This window comes from Indolivaga capnocytophagoides DSM 22835 (assembly GCF_000426485.1).
GTDB lineage: Bacteria > Bacteroidota > Bacteroidia > Bacteroidales > Dysgonomonadaceae > Dysgonomonas_A > Dysgonomonas_A capnocytophagoides.
This window is the reverse complement of record NZ_KE384529.1, coordinates 352,988-373,235: the sequence shown is the minus strand read 5'-3', so window position 1 is coordinate 373,235 and position 20,248 is coordinate 352,988. Positions and strand designations below refer to the sequence as shown.

At 36.7% G+C, this 20,248-nt stretch carries 15 protein-coding genes and 1 riboswitch; of the genes, 3 read left to right on the top strand and 12 right to left on the bottom strand.

Going from position 1 to position 20,248, the window contains the following annotated elements:
• Nucleotides 1–87: 87 nt before the first annotated feature.
• Nucleotides 88–1,545: a PepSY-associated TM helix domain-containing protein gene (locus K322_RS0114765; RefSeq protein ID WP_026627573.1), complete on the bottom strand. Its 1,458-nt coding sequence runs from the start codon at nucleotides 1,543–1,545 to the stop codon at nucleotides 88–90.
• On the bottom strand, nucleotides 1,546–3,936 hold the full coding sequence (locus K322_RS0114760) for a TonB-dependent siderophore receptor (protein WP_035332216.1): 2,391 nt from the start codon (nucleotides 3,934–3,936) through the stop codon (nucleotides 1,546–1,548).
• 56 nt (nucleotides 3,937–3,992) lie between these two features.
• Nucleotides 3,993–4,192: riboswitch (cobalamin riboswitch) on the bottom strand.
• 281 nt (nucleotides 4,193–4,473) lie between these two features.
• Between K322_RS0114760 and K322_RS0114755 the strand changes: the two genes are divergently transcribed.
• Nucleotides 4,474–5,130: a class I SAM-dependent methyltransferase gene (locus tag K322_RS0114755; RefSeq protein WP_035332214.1), complete on the top strand. Its 657-nt coding sequence runs from the start codon at nucleotides 4,474–4,476 to the stop codon at nucleotides 5,128–5,130.
• A gap of 22 nt (nucleotides 5,131–5,152) precedes the next feature.
• Here the strand turns inward: K322_RS0114755 and K322_RS0114750 are convergent, their stop codons facing one another.
• The 7 genes from K322_RS0114750 to K322_RS0114720 all read right to left on the bottom strand — a co-directional run bounded on the left by K322_RS0114750 (nucleotide 5,153) and on the right by K322_RS0114720 (nucleotide 10,309).
• Nucleotides 5,153–5,752 (bottom strand): HD domain-containing protein, encoded by a 600-nt coding sequence (locus K322_RS0114750; RefSeq protein WP_026627570.1) that lies wholly within the window; start codon nucleotides 5,750–5,752, stop codon nucleotides 5,153–5,155.
• A gap of 8 nt (nucleotides 5,753–5,760) precedes the next feature.
• On the bottom strand, nucleotides 5,761–6,048 hold the full coding sequence (locus K322_RS0114745) for a putative quinol monooxygenase (protein ID WP_026627569.1): 288 nt from the start codon (nucleotides 6,046–6,048) through the stop codon (nucleotides 5,761–5,763).
• Nucleotides 6,049–6,303: 255 nt separating this feature from the next.
• The gene (locus K322_RS0114740; protein WP_026627568.1) at nucleotides 6,304–7,287 is read right to left on the bottom strand and encodes an aldo/keto reductase; all 984 of its coding nucleotides are present in this window, start codon (nucleotides 7,285–7,287) and stop codon (nucleotides 6,304–6,306) included.
• 1 nt (nucleotide 7,288) lies between these two features.
• Nucleotides 7,289–7,708, bottom strand: a complete 420-nt coding sequence (locus K322_RS0114735) for a cupin domain-containing protein (protein ID WP_026627567.1) — start codon at nucleotides 7,706–7,708, stop codon at nucleotides 7,289–7,291.
• Nucleotides 7,709–7,833: 125 nt separating this feature from the next.
• Nucleotides 7,834–8,565 (bottom strand): carboxymuconolactone decarboxylase family protein, encoded by a 732-nt coding sequence (locus K322_RS0114730; protein WP_026627566.1) that lies wholly within the window; start codon nucleotides 8,563–8,565, stop codon nucleotides 7,834–7,836.
• 7 nt (nucleotides 8,566–8,572) lie between these two features.
• Entirely contained in the window at nucleotides 8,573–9,154 is a 582-nt protein-coding gene (locus tag K322_RS0114725) for a flavodoxin (RefSeq protein WP_026627565.1), read from the bottom strand.
• Between the two features lie 24 nt (nucleotides 9,155–9,178).
• The gene (locus K322_RS0114720; RefSeq protein WP_026627564.1) at nucleotides 9,179–10,309 is read right to left on the bottom strand and encodes an NAD(P)-dependent alcohol dehydrogenase; all 1,131 of its coding nucleotides are present in this window, start codon (nucleotides 10,307–10,309) and stop codon (nucleotides 9,179–9,181) included.
• Nucleotides 10,310–10,616: 307 nt separating this feature from the next.
• Between K322_RS0114720 and K322_RS0114715 the strand changes: the two genes are divergently transcribed.
• The gene (locus K322_RS0114715; protein WP_026627563.1) at nucleotides 10,617–11,516 is read left to right on the top strand and encodes a helix-turn-helix domain-containing protein; all 900 of its coding nucleotides are present in this window, start codon (nucleotides 10,617–10,619) and stop codon (nucleotides 11,514–11,516) included.
• Nucleotides 11,517–12,026: 510 nt separating this feature from the next.
• A complete protein-coding gene (locus K322_RS0114710) occupies nucleotides 12,027–12,380 on the top strand; it encodes a hypothetical protein (protein WP_026627562.1) in 354 nt (117 codons plus the stop codon).
• Between the two features lie 355 nt (nucleotides 12,381–12,735).
• Here K322_RS0114710 and K322_RS0114705 read toward each other — a convergent pair whose 3' ends face one another.
• From K322_RS0114705 to K322_RS0114695, 3 genes are all read right to left on the bottom strand, one after another.
• Complete coding sequence (locus K322_RS0114705; protein WP_374116874.1) at nucleotides 12,736–13,992, bottom strand: glycosyl hydrolase family 8; 1,257 nt, start codon at nucleotides 13,990–13,992, stop codon at nucleotides 12,736–12,738.
• Between the two features lie 148 nt (nucleotides 13,993–14,140).
• On the bottom strand, nucleotides 14,141–15,868 hold the full coding sequence (locus K322_RS0114700; protein ID WP_026627560.1) for a glycoside hydrolase family 43 protein: 1,728 nt from the start codon (nucleotides 15,866–15,868) through the stop codon (nucleotides 14,141–14,143).
• A gap of 174 nt (nucleotides 15,869–16,042) precedes the next feature.
• Nucleotides 16,043–20,011: a hybrid sensor histidine kinase/response regulator transcription factor gene (locus K322_RS0114695; RefSeq protein ID WP_026627559.1), complete on the bottom strand. Its 3,969-nt coding sequence runs from the start codon at nucleotides 20,009–20,011 to the stop codon at nucleotides 16,043–16,045.
• Nucleotides 20,012–20,248: the final 237 nt, after the last annotated feature.

Below are 20,248 nucleotides of genomic sequence, written 5' to 3'. Positions count from 1 at the left end.
TTTATGCCTGCAGTGTTTGAAAGAGCTGAAAGCTAGTTTCTATACATTGGGTTTGGATCAGAAATAGGCTTATTATTCATTTAAATGCTATTCCTTTTTTCTCAGTTTACGTCTGATTGCCTTATAGCTTAGGTATAATCCTGTTAAAGAGATAAATGTTCCTGCTATCATAATGGTCCACATCAGAATGTTCCAAAGAACAGGCCTATCCAGTAACCATTTTATACTAAAGCTGTGTAATGCCTGATATGTCCATTTGCGGGCTTTGGTATTTGTATTGAAATAACTTATATCGGCGGTATAAGGATTGATATAATAAAGGCTTTTATCTCTATCGGCTACTGATACTTTATATACCGGTAACGGGAGTTTATTCCTTTTATGTATGTAGTAATTATCATAATCGTGAAGTTCTTCGATAGTTATCGGTTCGGGGTGAATGGCTTGTAATCGTTTTTTGATGTCATGCTGTGATAAACACAGAGGTTTTACACGATCAGAGGTGGCATCGATGTAATACATACTATCGCCGATAACAGCTTTATAATAGTCTAAATCGCCGAAAGATGCCCATTCCAGTTTTTTGATACTTCCTGCATATTGGTGCAATACAGTCTTGTAGTTGAGTGCATACTCAAGCGGATGTTTTTTTAACGGATTGAGTGTCGCAGTTGTTTGAAAATCAGTGTTGTATGTCTTTATTATCCATTGTGGGACTTTTTGTAAAGACATCATTCCGCTGAATGCAAATGTGAAAACGAATATACCAAAGATAAATCCCAGAATATGATGCCATTTGTATGCAAATCTTTTATAGGGGCTGCTTATCTCTTTTTTCTGTTTGTATCGTTTGTAAAATGATCTGAATCCGATTATCAGTCCTGTTATACATAGCAAAGAACCTATACCTGAAAGCCAGATTACAATACCTTTCCATAGGTCGGTATTATGTCTGAGATTTGCAATATAAAGCCAGTGGGGAATAGCTCCTATCCATGCCCAGAAGCGGTTGTCGGAATTGGTATATTGTATACCTTCTCCGCTTAAAGAGGATACATAAAGTTCGGATTGTAAAGAATCTTTATAGTGAAATTTATATGCGGGAAAATCGACGATGTACTTATCGTACGGGAGCCATCGATCCAAACTATGGATTGTGTCTATCCTGCTTATCGTAGAGGTATTCAGGTTTGATGCATAGTTGTATATTTCTGAATAAGTATATCTCTCGCCGAAAGTTCCGTTCTGATCAGTCAGATACGTATTGTCTTTGTCTTTTGTTTCAATCAGAAAATTACCATCCGATTTAGCTTTTAATATGCAATATTCGGTATTGCTATTGGAATTCAGTGCAGATAAAATACTGTCGCAATGGTGTAACGTATGTATATCAATAGCAACTAATCCTTTATATTTCTCAGAATTGCTGATCTTGGGGAAGTTATGATATATCATTACAAATCCCGAAAGGAACCATAATACAAACAGAATACTGAGTAGTGTACCCAGTATTCTGTGAAACTTATATAATAGCTTCTTTATCATTTACTTTAAGCTATATGACAGTGATATCATGTAATTTCGTCCTATAGACGGAATTATTTGTCGTCCGTATGTATTTGTAGCATACTCTTTGTCAAAGACATTATTCAAATTCACCGAGATTGTCACTCCGTTGTTTAGCTTGTAGGATGCTCCTAAATCTGTGATTACATGAGATGCAAGAGTAACGTCTTTAGTGAGATTGCTATACATTTTGTCTGTATACGAAACTGTATAATTCAATTGTAGCTCTTTTAACAAATTCGATGAGAATAAATAATCACCAGTTGTATAAAACATATTACGCGGAACATAAGCAAGTTGTACATCTTTGTCGTTTTCAACATCCAGATAAATAGTCTTTTTTATATCTCCTACCACTGCGTGGGTATATGTGTATCCAAATGCGAGAGAAAGGTTTTTTACAGGCTTTAGTCCTGCTTCCAGTTCAAAACCTTTCGATGTGGTTGTTCCAACCTGCCCGACAACAGACTTGCCTTTGTCTTCCCCTTCTTCAGTAATAGTTGTCAGGTTTTTTTTCTCATTGGTTCTTTTTATATAATAAGCACTTGCTGAAGCATAAAAGATATTCTTGAATGAATATCTGGCTCCGATTTCACCTTGATATCCTCGTTGGGGCTTAAATGTTTCCTTGCTGTTCTGCGGATCATAACGATTACCATCGGAGTCGATATAAACTGTGTTTTCGCTGTAAAAATCCCTGTATGGCTGGAAGAAATTCGAGAAAGATCCATATACAGACAGAGATTCAATAGGCAGATAAACTAGTCCTGCACGGTATGTAAACGCCGAGTTCTGGGTTGACACATAAGGTTGTGTTCTGTCGTATTTCCATTTGCCATCAGTGACGTCGTCATCTTTTATAGTCTTTTTATAGTCTACATAATCGTAACGCCCCGCTAACATCAATTTAAGTTGTTTGCTTAGTTCGAATATATTCTGGAGATAAATTCCATGCAAATACATTTCCGAGGGGTAAGCCTTGCTGAACTTAGTTTTCATATAACCCATACTTTGCGGATCATAAACAGATACCTTCGAATAAAGTCCGGGACCATATACATCTCCGCTGCTATTTAAGGGATCTGTTGCCGGAGCTTTGTTATAGCCTTTATACGAGTGCCTGAAATATCCGACAAAAGCATATCCGCCCAGATATTCGTACTTTATACTTCCTAAATTCAGTTTACCGGAAATCTCCAGATGATTGTTTATCATATAAGACTTGTGGGCGAATTTTAAAGGATTAGTTAATTGTACGGTATCCAGACTGATGTATTTCTTTGTGATACTTCCATCCGCTTGAGACACATTGTAATAATGGTTGTAAATAGGATTGTTGCTTGTAAGATAACTAAGAGGTTCTGTACTGAAATAGTCTAAGATATCGTAAGTATAGGTAAGATATTCATTGATGTTGAAGGCCTGTGAAATCTGGTTGGTATATCTGGCCGATATGTTTACTCCATTATTAATGAACAGATCGGATTCATTATTATATCTGGCTCTTCTGTTTAATCCGGCTAATGAGCTTCCTTTTGAGAGATATAAATTTCCATCAGTATTGTAAATGTCATTCGACATTGTTGGAGGCAAGCCTACATCTGTGCCATATTTATCCCTGTTGAACCCTCCCCGCAGTTCTAATGACTGCTTACTGTCGATGTCATAAGCTAAAGCCATATAACCGGATAGTCTTTTGTCATTTGTATGTCTGTATCCTTCGTTGTCAGAAAAATTAAATACAGTTCGGTATCTCAGTGATTTGTATATTGAACCACCGAAATCGATCATCGCTTGTTTGTTGTCATACGATCCATATGTCAACCGTGTATTAAGAATATTTTCGACCGAAGGAGCTTTACGTACGACATTAAGTATTCCTCCTGCAGCAAATTGTCCGTGTAAAACCGATGCCGGTCCCTTTAACAACTCCATGGATTCAACAGATGCAAAATCCGGAAAAGGCGCAGAGTTTCCGGGTGGAACAAATCTTTCATCCTTTACTCCATCTATCATAATCGGGGTAACATCAAAACCTCTGACCTCTAGTCTTTGGTAGGCTCCATAGACTGTACGCATATGCGCTCCCGGTAAGAATTTTATGGCATCCTGAATATGGGTTATTCCTCTTACATCCCATACTGTATTAGAAACTGTAGAGACAGAAACCGGTAAATAAGTAAGAGGTACATTTAAACGGGTTACTTTAATGTCCTGTTTTTTGTTACTTAATACTGTTACTTCTTTGATGGAGTGTACAGTATCGGTGATACTGCTTGTTTGTGCATGAATTGTAGACGCATAGAACATAGGCAGGCATAGCAACCCACTCATTAGGACATGGAGGTGTCCGTAACTTCTTTTTTTCATTCAGAGAAAGTGTACTTAAAATAATGAGACAATTTATTCCTGACCCCGGGAATATGTTTATTTACAATAATCTGGCAGGTTTCCTGACTTGTTTCACCTCAAATGCCTTCCCGTTTTAATTAACAGTGGCTTGAAGATTGGTTTTGAGGCTATCAATGAAACTTACAGTAGCGGGCACTGCTCCGGATTTTCACCGGATTCCCTTTTCACACAATCAATGGATATTAATTGTATCACCAAATCAAACACAAAGGTAAATAACATTTTTTAGATCTTTCATTAAAAAAGCTTTTATCTGGATTTCTTTTCAAATACAGACTAAGAGAAGCTCACATTTTTTTGTTGTGTATCAATCTTACTATTGTATTCTATGATGTCTTGCAAAGAGTTGATATCAACTAAGTCTGCGCTTTATGCTCATTCGCTAAATTTATACCTACTTATAGGTATAGAGTACATTTCAAATCATTACGTAATGCGATTCTGACTCTCCTGATAGTTTAGTACTTTTGATATTCTAAAAAGAAAAGATTGGAAATGAAATACAGTAATGAAGAGTTATCTAAACAATTGCGGTGTCCTGAAGGTGCTGAGGCTCGTCAAATAGGAGAGAATATGTTTCAATCGAATTGCAATATGATATTTGAAACCATAAACACTCTTGATATCCGCCCGAACTCGAAAGTATTTGAAATAGGATTTGGAAACGGAATGCATTTATCTTATCTGTTCGAAAGAGAAACAACTTTAAAGTATCAAGGTGTGGAGATTTCACAGGCGATGGTAGAAGAGTCAAATTTAAATAATAAGGAATTGGTGAAGTCTGGCCGCGCTGCATTTATCAATACTTCCGAATCTGATTTTTCGTTTATTCCGTCTTCCTCTTTCAATTATTGTTTTTCGGTTAACACTCTTTATTTCTGGAATAACCCTCAGAAATACTTTGATGAGATATACCGCATTTTGGATAGGAATGGCACTATTGCTATCAGCTTTATGAGTAAATCTTTTGGGGAAGGATTGCCTTTTACTCAAGTAGGTTTTACTTTTTATGAAACAGAAGATATCGAGGGATTCCTTTTCTGCTCGGGATTTATTAATGTGCGGTCGGTAATGTTAACCGAAGATGCGATTAGCAAAAACGGTCAGAAAGTAGAGCGTTCTTTTGTTATTCTTTCAGCAAACAAAGATTGATGTATTAGAATACTGTTCTATTTTACTGAACTTCCCTGTAAAACTCAGCGAGATATTCTTCCATAAATGAATGACGTCTTGCAGCTATCAATTTAGCCGATTCTGTATTTATCAAGCCTTTTATTTTAAGTAGTTTATCGTAAAAGTGTTGTATGCTTGAACTTTCTTTTTCCTTTTCATCGGGGCTATATAAAATACGGTGCTTACTGCCACCATACGCAAAACACCGAGCAATACCGATTGCTCCGATTGCATCCAATCTGTCGGCGTCCTGTACAATTTCGGCTTCGATTGAGGACGGTCTATTCCCTTTACTGAAAGAAACCTGAGATACTATTTCTATGACTCTGTCAATAATACGCTGTTCGACAACTAACGAGTTTAGAAATGCGTTGATTAATTCTTCTGACTTATCCACTCCGTTATGGAGTTTATGATCGCCAAGATCATGCAGCCAAGCAGCTAATTCAACCAAAAAGCCATCAGCCTTTTCTGTTTGCAAAATCTTTCGGGAATTAATAACTACTCGTTCTATATGGTAGTAGTCGTGTCCTGTTCCTTCTCTGAGAAAAGTTTCTTTTATATATTCCTGTGTTTTTATCAGGATATCTTTATTCTCCATCTTTCTGCTTACTGAAATATCTCCATAATGGTAAACTCACACTCTTTAGAGTGGTGCTTATTAATCAGAGGAACAAGTCGTCTGAAATGTTCCGTTTGACAGTGCCTGCCTAATGCTTCGTGATCCGGCCATTCTTCAATGAAGATAAAATGAGTTTTATCATCCTGATCTATATAAAGGTTATATTCTATACAATCCTTTTCTAGCTTGGTCTTAACAACCAACTCAGCATAAAGAGGTTTTACAAGATCTAAACACTCTTCTTTAATAAAATCCTCGGCTATAACTTTTATCATTTGATGTATGACTTAATTCTTACAGTATAAAATCTCTGCCAATATTACGGAAAATTTTATATTGATTCTAGTCCTCATGGATTTTCTTAGCAAAAAATCTGTATCCGATTATTTGTCCCAAATACAGCCAGTCCTATAAAAAGAGGAATTGCTGCTTTATTCAATTAACCCTAAACCTTAAATGGTTTAGGGTTTAATCTAATTTTGATTTGATCAATTATACTTGTTAATTAAACTGCCTAACAACTATAAGATTTACAATCCGGTTGTCCGTTCCAGTTCATCCGGATAACGATCTTTTGTCAGAGTAATTTTAGAACTTGCTATCTCAATTTTGGTCAGATCTTCAGTAGTCAGCTCGATATCAGTACTATCAATGTTTTCTTTTAAGCGATGCAATTTGGTTGTCCCCGGGATAGGAGCAATCCATGTTTTTTGTGCTAATAACCAAGCTAAAGCAATTTGAGCCGGAGTTGCATTCTTTTCTTTGGCTATTTGAGCCAATAGATCTACAACCGCCTGATTTGCCTTCAGTGCTTCTTTTGTAAAACGAGGAAGTATACTCCGAAAATCTTTATTACTGAACGTTGAGCTGCTATTAAGAGAACCTGTCAAATATCCTTTGCCTAAAGGGCTGAAAGGAACCAATCCGATACCCAGTTCTTGCAATGTGGGTATCAGTTCCTTTTCGGGATGTCTCCACCACAATGAATACTCACTTTGCAGGGCAGTAACAGGTTGTTCTGCATGGGCACGGCGTATTGTATTAACACCAGCCTCCGATAAGCCAAAATATTTAACCTTACCTTCTTTTATTAGATCTTTAACTGTACCGGCAACGTCTTCTATCGGTACATTCGGATCTACACGATGTTGGTAAAGGAGGTCGATATAATCAGTTTTTAATCTTTTCAACGATTCTTCCACAACCTTGCGTATGTGCTCCGGACGACTGTTGGTTCCTGCTTGTTTTCCATTGACAATATTGAATCCGAATTTAGTGGCTATGACTACTTTGTCACGAAAAGGAGATACTGCCTCTCCTACAAGTTCTTCATTGGTATATGGACCGTAAATTTCGGCAGTATCAAAGAATTTTTCTCCCATTTCATATGCAGAGTGAATCAGTGAAATCATTTCGTTTTTATCAGGTAGTGGATCGTAAGCAAAGCTCATTCCCATACAGCCGAGACCAATTGCCGATACTTCTAAGTCATTTCCTAGTTTTCTTGTTTTCATATTATTTTGTATAACTGTTATATTCTTTATCTGTTACCGGATTGAGCCATACAGCCGGACCTTTACTTGCCTGTGTGCTGATTGCAATATGCTCAAATTCACTATTGGGTGTCGCTCCATGCCAATGAATTACATCAGGCAGAATCTCTACAATATCACCTTTTTGAAGAAGCTGTATAGGTTTTTCTTTTTCTTGATAATATCCCTGTCCTCGAGTACAAATGAGGATTTGCCCTCCCGGATGAGAATGCCAGTTGTTTCGTACTCCCGGCTCAAAAATGACATTGCCGATTATTACATCAAAATTTGTCTGATCGGTGGCAAGCATTTTTAACCATGCTGTACCGCTGAAATAATCATTGTTTATTTTATCTCCTTTCGGAAATATTTGATATGTTTCTTTATTTGCTGAAGTTTTCATATTGTTGTTTTGTGGGGATGCTGAATTACAGTATCCAGTTGTTAAAATACTTAAACTAATCAATAGAATTAATCTTGCTTTACTCATTGAATTTAATTTTATTTTAGTATCCTCGAAGATATTTATTAATTCATATTTCTGTTTTCCAGTACATTACTTAATATCGATTGTGCTGCACTAGCTTCGACCTTTCCTATATTTACATCTATTATCTGAATCATTTCTTTTAATTGAGATGGACTTATCCCGACATTCAGAGATATATTCATATGCGAATTAAGCATAGGTTCTACTCCGCCTATACTCATTAGAACGGAAACTGTAACCATTTCCCGTTGGGCATAAGTTAGTACATCCCGTTCGAATATATCGGCAAAAAGATGTTCTTTGAGAAAGGTTTCTATTTCGGGGCTGAATCCGGCAAAACCGGTAGTTAGACGTCCTTCGGGAGCAGGAACTCCTGTAATTTCTGCCAGAATCTTTTTGCCCCGGTCATATTTATTGCCGTTATCAGTGATTGGAGTTGCTTCGCGTCCCCAATTATCATTTATGCCCTTGGTTTTGCGTTGTTCGAGCACGTCCATCAATGTTAGCAAACCTTGCAGGCTTCTCGGAAATCCGCAGTAGGCATAGAGATGTACCAATACTTCTTTTGTTTCATTGACTGTTAATCCGGCATCGAGTCCGGCATTTAGTTCTATACTCAATTTATCCAGTTGGCCCTTAGCCGCAAAGGCAGATATTGTTATAGTTTTTTCTTGCATAAGAGTCAATTTATTTTCCATATTTGAGGCATTCAGATTGGTATTGATATTAAATACAATAGCAAAAGCTACCAGTATAAAAATTCGGATCATATCTGTTTTACTTAATTACATTTATATTCTTTAGCCATTTTTCTATATCAGGTTTAGCTGATGAAGCCCTGCTGCCATAAATTATAAATCCATCCGGATGGATCGAATTGGACGTGAGCTTTTTTACATAATTGAAGGCTTCTCCAGCACCGCCGCCCCCATGTGTGCAGAATGGTATAACTGTTTTACCCGAAAGGTCATAGCTTTCGAGAAAAGTAGCTATTGCCATTGGTGTATAACTCCACCAGATCGGAAATCCGACAAAAACTACATCATAGTCATTTATATTCTTTATTTTGGTTTTTACAGCAGGTCTGGCATCTGTTTCTTTTTCCTTTTTTGCAATTTCGGTAGATGCCTGATATTCTTGCGGGTATTCTTCATTGGTTTCTATCTGTATAAGATCTCCTCCTGTTAAAGATTGAATATGTTCAGCTATTTTTTTTGTATTACCGGTTTTACTGAAATAAGTGATCAAAATTTTCTCTTTAGATGATACATCGGACGTTTTAGGTGTTTGAGCATTGGCACAACCTGTAATAAGATACATAGTTGTGACTATATATGTTAGAATAATATTTGTTTTCATCTGGTTGTTGTTTTTGTTTTGATATTATTTCAATGTCTTCATATCTATAACATATCTAAATTTCACCTTGCCGTCTATAACTTTTTTGTAGGCATTAGTAACGGATTCTCCATCGGCATTGATAACTTCTACTTCTGGATAAATATTGTTTGCAACAGAATAATCGAGCATTTCTTGAGTTTCGGGAATACCTCCGATTAGTGAACCGTATACTTTACGATGTGAAGCGAAAACCAATGAGCCGATTGAGATAGACGGTACATTTTCATTTGCAGGTAACCCAACAATAGCCATTTCTCCACCCATCTTCAGCATTCTCACATACATCATCGGATCATATTTGGCAGGAATAGTACTGATGATAAAACTAAATTGATTTTCTAGCCCTTTTAACTCTTCTCGATTGTTCACATTGACATATTTTACTGCTCCTAATTGTTTTGCGTCAGCTCTTTTTTCTTCTGTAATGTCAAATACAGTGACCTTTGCTCCCAGAGCCACAAGGTATTGTACTGCCATATGACCTAGACCTCCAAAGCCTGCCACTGCTACATTATCATCTTTCTTTACTTTCGAAAAGTGGATAGGTGAATAGGTTGTTATACCTGCGCAGAGCAGCGGAGCAACTCTTTTCATATCTGCGTTCTGAGGGATTTTAATAGCATGATTTTCCGAAACGACATAATTATTAGCATAACCACCCTGTGTTATTTCATTGTCGTGAAAATGGTCATGAGAGCCATAAGTTCCTACCATACCTTTTTCGCAAAACTGTTCCAAACCTTGTTTGCAGTTGTCGCATTGCCCGCAGGAATTGATGATACATCCAATTCCTGCATAATCGCCTACTTTAAATTTCGTTACGTTTTTACCTGTTTGAGCAACTCGCCCTGCTATTTCGTGTCCACCTACAAAAGGATAGGAGGTATTTCCCCATTCGCTTCTTCCTGCATGTATATCGCTATGGCAGATACCCGAATACAGAATGTCGATGAGTATATCGTTATCGCCTATTGCATGCCGGCTGAATTCATAAGGTTCAAAATTTCCATCCTTCGAAAAGAGAGCAAGTCCTTTAGAGGGTACCCGGTTGTCCTGTGCATAGCTTATTGACGAAAAAGTCAATGCGATTAATAAACTAAGTAGCTGTTTCATAATTTTTTATTTTAATTTAGTCCAACTTTTTTTCTTTGAGCCACGATGAGATCAAATCAGCGATGTCGACGTTATTTAGATCCGACCTCTATTATCTGCTTGTGCGTTGCATTCTGTGAGGATAAAGAATACTCCTAATACCAATGAGATTATATCCTTTCGGTTTGTATTTTTATATTTACAAAGCTATAGCCCAATTCTTTCCATATAAATAGACAGATTACTGATTGTTATACCATTATTACCGAATTGTAGCGCGTTTAAGTTCGTACCCCTTATATTTGTAACAAATAAAAAGCTAAAATGTATGAATGATATAATAAGTTTTGAAACAATACAGGAATATAATGATTTTCTGGAAGTTGAAACATTACATCCATTCGTGAATTCTATTGATTTTTCGGATGTGGAAAAAGAATTTACCCATTCACTCAAAAGGTATGGGTTTTATTTTATTTTCCTGAAAGATATTAAATGTGGAGATCTCGTTTATGGCAGGCATACATATGACTATCAGGAGGGAACACTCGTTTTTATAGCTCCCGGGCAGATAGTAGGAAAAGAAGATACAGGCGAGATATTTAAGATGAAAGGCTGGGGACTCTATTTCCACCCCGATCTGCTTAGAGGAACATCGCTCGGACAGCATATGAAAGATTATTCTTTCTTTTCGTACGAAGCGAATGAGTCTTTACATATGTCTGAACGAGAAAGGAATATTATCATCGGCTGTTTCCGGGAGATACGAGAGGAGTTACAACATTCGATTGATAAGCACAGTAAATCAATTGTTACGGCAAATATAGAGGTTTTTCTAAATCACTGTATGCGTTTTTATGACCGCCAGTTTATTACACGGGATAATGTAAACAAGGATGTATTATCGCGGTTTGAACAGCTTCTCGATAATTATTTTGAATCAGATAACCCTCAGAAAATAGGTCTACCTTTGGTTCAATATTTTGCAGATCAGCTACATTTATCGGCCAATTATTTCGGGGATTTAATTAAAAAAGAAACAGGGAAATCTGCGCAGGAACATATTCAACTGAAAGTTATAGAAATGGCGAAAGATAAGCTGTATAATCCCGAAAAGAATGTAAATGAAATTGCTTACGAGTTGGGATTCAAATATCCGCATCATTTCAGCCGGATGTTTAAGAAAATAGTCGGTTATTCGCCTACTGATTACAGAATTCAAAATTGATAACTGAAGAGTGTCGTCGAAATGCTCTGGTTGTTATCGTCGAAGAAACAGGAAACGGAATGAATCCTACTTAAATAAGGACAGCTAAAAATAGCAATTTCGAATAGTCGATAAATAGCCCAACTCTAAAATTTTGTAGGTAATAATATTAGATGATCCTCTGTGTGTTAAACTCGCAGAGGATCATTTGGTTTTCTAATTCAAACATAGCTGTATTCTTCAATCCTGTGATTGCAGCATCCCCCCTTTCTTTTTGACTCAGTATATCTGATTTATATATAGGTGATTAGTTTTTAAGAGGCTTTGTTGTGATCAGGCAAAGCATCGAAAACGGACTATACACGAATCCTCCATCTATTAAGGTTTTTGGGATAAATGATTATTGAAATATGTAAAAAAAAGAGTTGTGTGTGTAATCTTTTTTTTTGCTTAATAATAATTACTTTTGAGGAGTGGAAGTAGTAGAATCTTGTAAATGTACAATAGAGCATTGTTAATATGTAAATCTTGATGGAAACAGGACTGATTTTAATATGGGAAGAGAGGCAGAGACAGATAAACGAATCCGGGTGGAATCTAGATCTGGATGCAGATAAGTATGCAAGAGGTCAGATAAAACAAGCTGCAAATTTTTGTTACGAACAGGCTCGGATCAAACGAGGTAAGGTGCTAAAGGAGAATATATCATGGCCTAATGGATGGATAAAGCATTTTGAAACAGAAATGCGCAGTAGGACTGTTATAGAGTTATTAATTATTTGTGGGGCTTTGTGGCTTGCTGAATATGATAGAACCCATGAAGATCAATTTCTTAGCAAGGCTGGAGAAATATCTTTCGAAATTGATATTTTACTACTGGGATAAGCTGACATTCTTAAAAATCAAGACTAAGATCATACAGATCATTAATAGTTTAACGATAAGACAATCTTAGCCCCGATTTTTATAAAGCAATTGATTTTTAATTAAACTGCTTATTTTTGTTTATAAAAGGATTATTCGAAAAATGGCTTTATTCTGCTTTTAAAGATCTGAACGAGACGAAAATCCACATCCGCAGACACTCATTTTTTTTCAATAATTGTAGTCCATTGCCCATTTCACTTTTGCATCGTCGTTGCTCCAAATAGGTACGGCCGCCACATCAAGCGTAAACTTCCTCAAACGAATTATAAGATTTGTGAGAGGAAGGATGTTCTTGTAATTTGTTGATTTATTGTTAAAGTGTCTCTTGTTTTGGGGGAATAATCCGATAATTTCCACTTAAATGCATAAAAGCAAATAATTGCAACAACCCATCGAAATAAGCATCAAAATATCCGTCTTCGTATGGTTTGTTAGAAGAACTCCAAAAATGATCTATAAATTCTATCCTTTTAGGGTGAGAGCATACTAATGACACTGCAGCAGAACTGGCTACAAGCCCTAAAGAATGCCGTAGCGCTTTATAACCACCAGCTTCAAGGATTTCTGAAACCTGAGATCCGTCGATATTATATTGATCGACAAATGTATCTAAACCTTGAGAATATAAGAAGTTTTGAATTTTATGCCCATATTCATGCTGCCATTCTTTATCGGAACAACTCCATGAATAATCAAGAGCAATATTCATAAGGACACGCCATGAATCAAAACGGAATGCTTCTCCTATAATTCCGTGAGGTGTTTTGAATGGACTCCCATCATAGTTGGAGTAATCGGGATTTAATCCGGTTACGGGATGAATAGCCTTATGCAAAAATTCCCGGCTTTTTTTTGCACATTCGAGCCAGAAGCTGCTTCTTCCATCATTTGCCCAACGTGCCCATACTTCATAAAATGCCGGAAGATGGTAAGATGGATCCGTAAATGCCGCACCCCATCCTGTGGGAACGAATGTTATGAGTTTATGCTCACGGTCAATAAGATTGTAGACTCCGTCTGTTCCGTCTTTTTCCATGGAACAGTTCAGAATGTATTGAGCTTCTTTCAGGTAATCGATTCCTGTATTATTGCCCCATAGATTGGATGCAAAAATTAGAGCTGTGACAAAATATAACTCTCCGTCTGAGGCAGGTCCCTGAGAATTGCGGGTTCCATCGGTTTTGCAGCTCCATGCGAAATAGCCTTCTAATGGACCATTTCTATGTTGCATATATTTTACACTCCATCTCCAAAGTTTATCAAATATATCTTTGCGGTCGAATTGTACAGCAATCATCATTCCGTATGACATACCCTCCGAACGGGCATCATTATTTTTTATATCAGAGATATAAGCAAGAGAGTCTCCTGTCTCGAAATAGATTTTGTCAGCACCTTCAAATAGATTATAGAATATTTTTTTGAGTTTCGAATCTATTTCCTGTTGGGAATACCCAGCTTCGGCAAATAAGTTACGGTATTTTCCCGTTTCGAATGCTCCCTTACTCCAAGGTTTTAACAACTGGCTGTTTTTTTGCTTCGATAAGCATGAAACCGAACAAAGTATCATTATCAAAAATAGGTATTTGATTTTCATAGTAAGCAGGAGTTTTGTGTTTTATATTGGAAGATGCTTACATAGAAAATCAATGATTATGGTTCTCTATGTAAAGCATCGGTATTATATATCAGATAAAGGCTGATACGTATTTTACGAGCTATGGTTTTGCATCATTACCCGAAGTTGCGTATAGTCCGATGAGGCTGCCTGTAAATCCTCCGGCGAGATTGGTTGAAAGAATATCACCGGATACGGTTCCTCCTACATTATTGAACGTCTGCTGATCTGTTGAATAGCTGAATTGGTAATTATCCTGATCAGCTGTAACTCTTAACTGTACAGGTTTACTCAAATCTATTTTTTCGCTTGCAATTATTGTCGAATTACCATCCTGAGTTCTTTCAAGTAGAATATAATATTCTTTGTCTTTTAGTGTAATGCCAAATACATAATTGAAAGATTCCTTTTGATAGCAGATAATTCCGGCAAGATCTTTTTCAGATAGGGGAGTATAACTTATAGTTGTTGTTGCAGTAAATGATTTATGCTGTTGTCGGTGAAATAAGGCTGCAATGGGGCTTTCAGCTTTCACATTTGCAGGAAAGGGTATAAGTTGTAGCCCATTCTTTGTAAGAACGGAGAAATCTTCACGAGGACCTCTTACTGCTATCCATCTATGATCGAGTTTACCGGAAGAAAAGCTTTCATTAAATGTGAAATTCCCATTCGGAAAGAATCCGCTTTGTCCGGTTTCATTTTTTACACCAGCAGGCATTTTCAATTTAGGGGAAAGAGGTACAAGTCCATTTTCAAAAACAGGGAATTCTCCACTCCAATCTACAGGCAGTATAAAGGTCTCACGCCCTGTGTTCACCCTATTCTGATTGTTGGGACGGACACCTAAGAATACACCATAATATTTTCCGTTCGGGCCTTCTACCAAATCAGCATGTCCTGCCCAGTCTACCTTGTCTTTTCTATCTTTAGGGAAATGTCTCTGGGTTAAGATCGGATTACTTGGCGCTGGTTTATAGGGACCTGTTGGGCTGTCGCTTACAAAGATAACTTCGCTATGCCAATCACCTGTTCCACCTTCTGCACACATCAGATAGTAGCGGCCGTTTTTCTTATAAAGATGAGGGCCTTCAATCCATATTGGTTTTTTAGAAATATCAACCCCTCCGTCTACTATAATCTTGTCTGTTCCCGGAATTACCCTGTCATTTTCCGTATCGTATTCCCACAGCTTAATAACCCTGTGTCCCGAATACAGTTCTTTATCTTTATCTGGTCCGTCATTGTGTACCAAATAGGCTTTTCCGTTATCATCAAAGAACAAGGCCGGATCGATTCCGTTGAATTCAAGTTTTATGGGGTCACTCCAGCCTTTAAGCGGATCTTTTGTTTTCACTACAATGTTACCCAGTCCTCCTCCGATATGTGTTGTAATCATGTAAAATGTGTCATTATGCGGATTGTATACTATATCAGGAGCGTATACTCCGGCACTAATTCCTACATCGAATAGCTTTAACTGAGACGGCCGCTCTAAGACATTTCCGAGTTGTGTCCAATTAACAAGGTCTTTGCTATGGAATATAGGCACACCAGGAAAGAAAGCAAATGAAGAGTTAACCAAATAGTAATCATCTCCTTTGCGTGTAATACTAGGGTCAGGATAGCATCCTTGCAGGATTGGTGTATAAAATTCATCCGCTTTTAACGGATTGTCTTTGTATACCTGATCATTTCCCTGATAGGTAAACATAGAAAAAGCGGGACTGTTTTTTTGAGTCTTTTGATTGACCTTATTTTTCCCACTTATCCCCGTAGAGGAGATTAAAAGCGCACATGCAATGAATGCAATGATGTTTAATCTTTTCATGATACGATAGTCAGATTTATAATTTTAGAATAAGTCTTTAGTTCTTTCATACAAAACTACATCACAAGATTTATCTCAACTCTCGCTGTTGTTTCTTATTCATGTTTATAGGTCACATCTCAAAGATTAGTGTAACATATCTCTTTTTATATGTTACATTGGTATGTTTTCTGCTTATTCCGAGTCGTTATTTGCCATGTATTCGGAGGGGGTGCAACCATAAAATTTTTTAAAGGCTACGGCGAATATTGTGGGATTAGAGAACCCTGTCGCATAAGCTACCTGAGATATATTTACTTTTCTTTCAATCAATAACCTTGCTGCTTGTTTTAGACGGATGTTACGTATAAAATCACTGGTGCTTATTCCTGTAATCTCTTTTAATTTACGGTGCAGTTGAGTTCGGCTTATTCCAACTTCCTGAGCCAGAATTTCTATACTGAATTTTGAGTTATCCATATTTTTATTGATGATACCCATCAATCGTTTTATAAATATCTCATCATTCGATTTAAGTTCAAGAGGGGTTACTCTGGTTTCTAATTCTTTAATACCAATGAATTTACCCTTCAATAACGATCTGTTTGATATGAGATTGTTACAGAGCAGCAACAATTCTTCGATCTGAAAGGGTTTATCCATAAATCCGTCTGCACCGGAGTTCCAGCCTTTCATTCTGTTCTGAAATTCGATCTGGGAAGTTAGCAGTACTACCGGAATATGGCTTATATTATCATTGTTCCTTATTTTTTTCAGTAATGTAAAACCATCTGTTTCAGGCATCATTATATCCGAAATGACGAGATCAATTCGTTGCTGCAATAAAATCCGCAGGGCTTCGGATCCGTTTTCCGCTGTTATGACCTTATATGTATGGCTCAATTCTTTTTGCAGGTATTCCCGTATTTCTTCGTCATCGTCAACAATCAGTACCCGTTGTCTCTTTTTGTTTTTAATGGTGCTAGTTGTGTTTTCTTTTTCTTCGCAAGACATGGGAGGAGAGATTGATAAGCGTCTGGTCTGGCTTTGCATCGCTATTTCATTATCATTCAAATGTTCCCGTCCGAGAGGGATGCGTACGATGAAACAGCTTCCTTGACTATCCTCTCTATTGAAGGCTTGAATTGTTCCGTGATGAAGTTCGACCAGCATTTTTGTAAGATTTAGTCCTATTCCAAATCCGAGATGTCCCTGCGATGAACTCTGATAAAAACGTTCGAATATACGTTCTATCTCTTTCTCGTTTATACCTGTGCCCGAATCGGTAATTTTGATTTCGACATATTCAGTTGAATTCGAAAGTGATTTCTGCTGGGGAGTTTGAACCGAAAGGTTTATTGCTCCGCCGTCTTGAGTATGTTTAAATGCGTTTACTAATAAATTGACGAGTACTTTATCAAAATTATTACGGTCTATCCATACAGGCAGATGAGTTATATTAGATTCGAACGAGAGTTTGATGCTTCTTTCGGCTGTCTGATAATCAAAGATATTCAATAGATCTTTTATGAAATCGATCAGATCCGTTTCTTCACAAGCAATTTTCATCTGTCCCTTATCAATCTTTCGAATATCCAGAAGCTGATTAATGAGATTCATTATCCGGTTGGTATTCAGTTGTATTGTATTCAATAAACGGGATGTGTTTTCATCGTTTTTTTGTCTTAATAATTCTGATAAAGGATTTATTATTAAAGTCATAGGAGATCTTATTTCATGAGCAATATTAATGAAGAACTTAAGTTTTTCTTCATTGTTCAATTCCTCCAGCTTTCTTAATCTTCGTTTATTCCACAGATAAAAAATGCAGCTAAGTAATCCGAATAATAGTATCAGATACAGGCATCTAGCCCATGCTGTGCTGTACCATGGCGGGGAGATGTATATTGTCAGTGAATTAGTTGTTGAGTATGTATTATTTTCAAAGGCTCTCACTTCGAGTATGTATGTACCGGGAGATAGAAAATTATAGGTAATGCGGTTTTCTCCAGGAAAAGTACTTGTCCATTTTTCATTCATGCCCAGTAATCTGTATTCGAATACTATATTTTCGGGATTGTGAAAGTTCATGGTCGAAAATTCAAATGAAATTGATCTTTCGTTATAGGATAGACTAATGTTCGAAGTTTCTCTAAATTCTGTTTTAGAAATAGGTTTTCTATTTATCTTTTTATTAGCACTTACAGCCTCATTATTAAGATACAGGTGGGTTAGTATAGGCTTGTAATCCAATCGGGCGGCACTAATATTGTCGGGTAAGAATCTGGTGATGCCATATAAACCCGCAAAGTAAATATAACCATGTTTGTTCTGAATAGATATATTCTGAGAATACTCTCTATCTACTAATCCATTGCCCGTATAATAACATGCTATATGTTTGTTTTTGCTGTTTAACTGAAATATTCCATTGAGAGTACTGCCCCATATATTACCTTGTTTGTCAATACCCAACCCGCATATAATATTATTAGGAAGTCCATCATCTATTCCAAAATGAGTGAGTTTCTTTTCGTTTTTGTTATAGCAGAACAGTCCGTTGTTTGTTCCTATCCAAATATTGTGCTTTTTGTCTTCCAATAGTGTGATTGCAATACATGACCGCAGATCGGTATTTCCGGCAAAATCGAGTATAATATTCTTTTCAGGGTCGTAACAATCCACTCCGGTACTTTGTGCAAGCCAGATAAGTCCGTCCGAATCACATAAGATATTACCTATCCACTTGTTAAAGAGCTTTCTCGAACTGTTTAGCCTGGTCGTATCTGTAATGTGTTTCCATTCTTTAGTCTGGTAATTGTAGCGAACAAAGCCTTCTCCCATTATCGATATGTACATATTATTTTTGAGATCTTCACCGAACGCAACAATCGATTTTCCTTCAAATTTGCGATAGCTGGTACATTTTCCGTCTTTTTTATTGAAAGATATAAGACCGCCTTCATAACTGCCCAACCAAAATGTTCCATTATGATCTTCGAACATACTCGATATGTCTTTTTTTATATTGAAAGAAGCTCTTATCAGTCCTTTATCATTTAAATTCAGCAGAGTCCCATTGCTTGTGCCGATCCATAAACTATTGTCCTCATCGCTGTACATCGAAAGGATATCGGCGTCTTTCTCCATGATCGAAAAATCCCAGAAATCGAACTGCTTTGATTCATTTGAAACCATTAATAGTCCTTTTTTGTAGCATCCCAGCCATAAGTTTCCTTTATTGTCTTCATAGAAACTGGTGATTTTTTCTTTTATCGGATTTATATATCCTCCGATGAGTTTTGATGGAGTGTTAAGACTCAATGTGTTAATGTCTAACAGTTTCATACCCTGTCCTGTAGTATTGACGTATATCGAGCCGTCTTTGAGGCATGTTACTCCCCGTATACTATTTGTCGCCTCTTTGTTTTCTATATTTATATATTTCTGTTGTGTATTGTTCCACATAAACACATTAGAACTTGTGCCGAGGAAGATATTTCCTTGATGATCTTCTGTAATGCTGTTTATATTGTGTCTTGTGTCAATCGGTATTTTTTGTATGTTAACTGTCTTAATATCTTGAGAGATGTATGCAATGCGGTTATCCGATAGTGCTATCCAGATGCGGGACTTGCTATCCAGAAGCATATAATTCGCATAAGGGTTATTGAGTTGTTTGTTAATATTTACCAATTCTGTTGCTTTCATTTTTTTCTTATCCACCGAAAAGATACCGTATCCGGAAGTGGCAATCCATATTTCGCCCGATTGAAACTGTATAATACCCTGTACTGATGGGTATATGTTGTTCGGAAACTGTATACTATGAAATTTATCTTCATATGCACAATAATATTGTAATCCTCTGTTGGAGCCTATCCAAAGTGTGCCATCCTTGTCATTCAGAAAAGATTCGATATAGTTGCCAATTAAAGAATTGGGATCTCTGTCGTTACGGAAATAATGAGTAAAATTCCAGCCATCAAATTTATTCAATCCGTTTTCTGTTGCAATCCAAATAAATCCGGAAGAATCCTGAGTAATATTTGTGATCAGGTTACTTGATAGTTTTCCTAAGCCGTAGAAGCTATTTGGATTTGCAAAAGAGGTTTTGAGAAGTAACAAAAGGCTGATTACAGTAAAAAATATATGCTTATTCATCAGTACTGATATTTCTGTTTTTTTAGGTTATGGCTGGAAAGTAAAAATATCAATAAAAAAATGATAATGAAAGCAAATCAATAGGTCTTATCATATAATATCTTCGAAATAATCTGAATGAATTTGAGCTCTTTCTGTTGATATTCTGAGGTTTATAATTGTTGTGTAACAAGAAAGATATAAAATGAAACGTATTTAACGTATCATGTAACTTTGTCGAAGCTATATGTGTCAGGG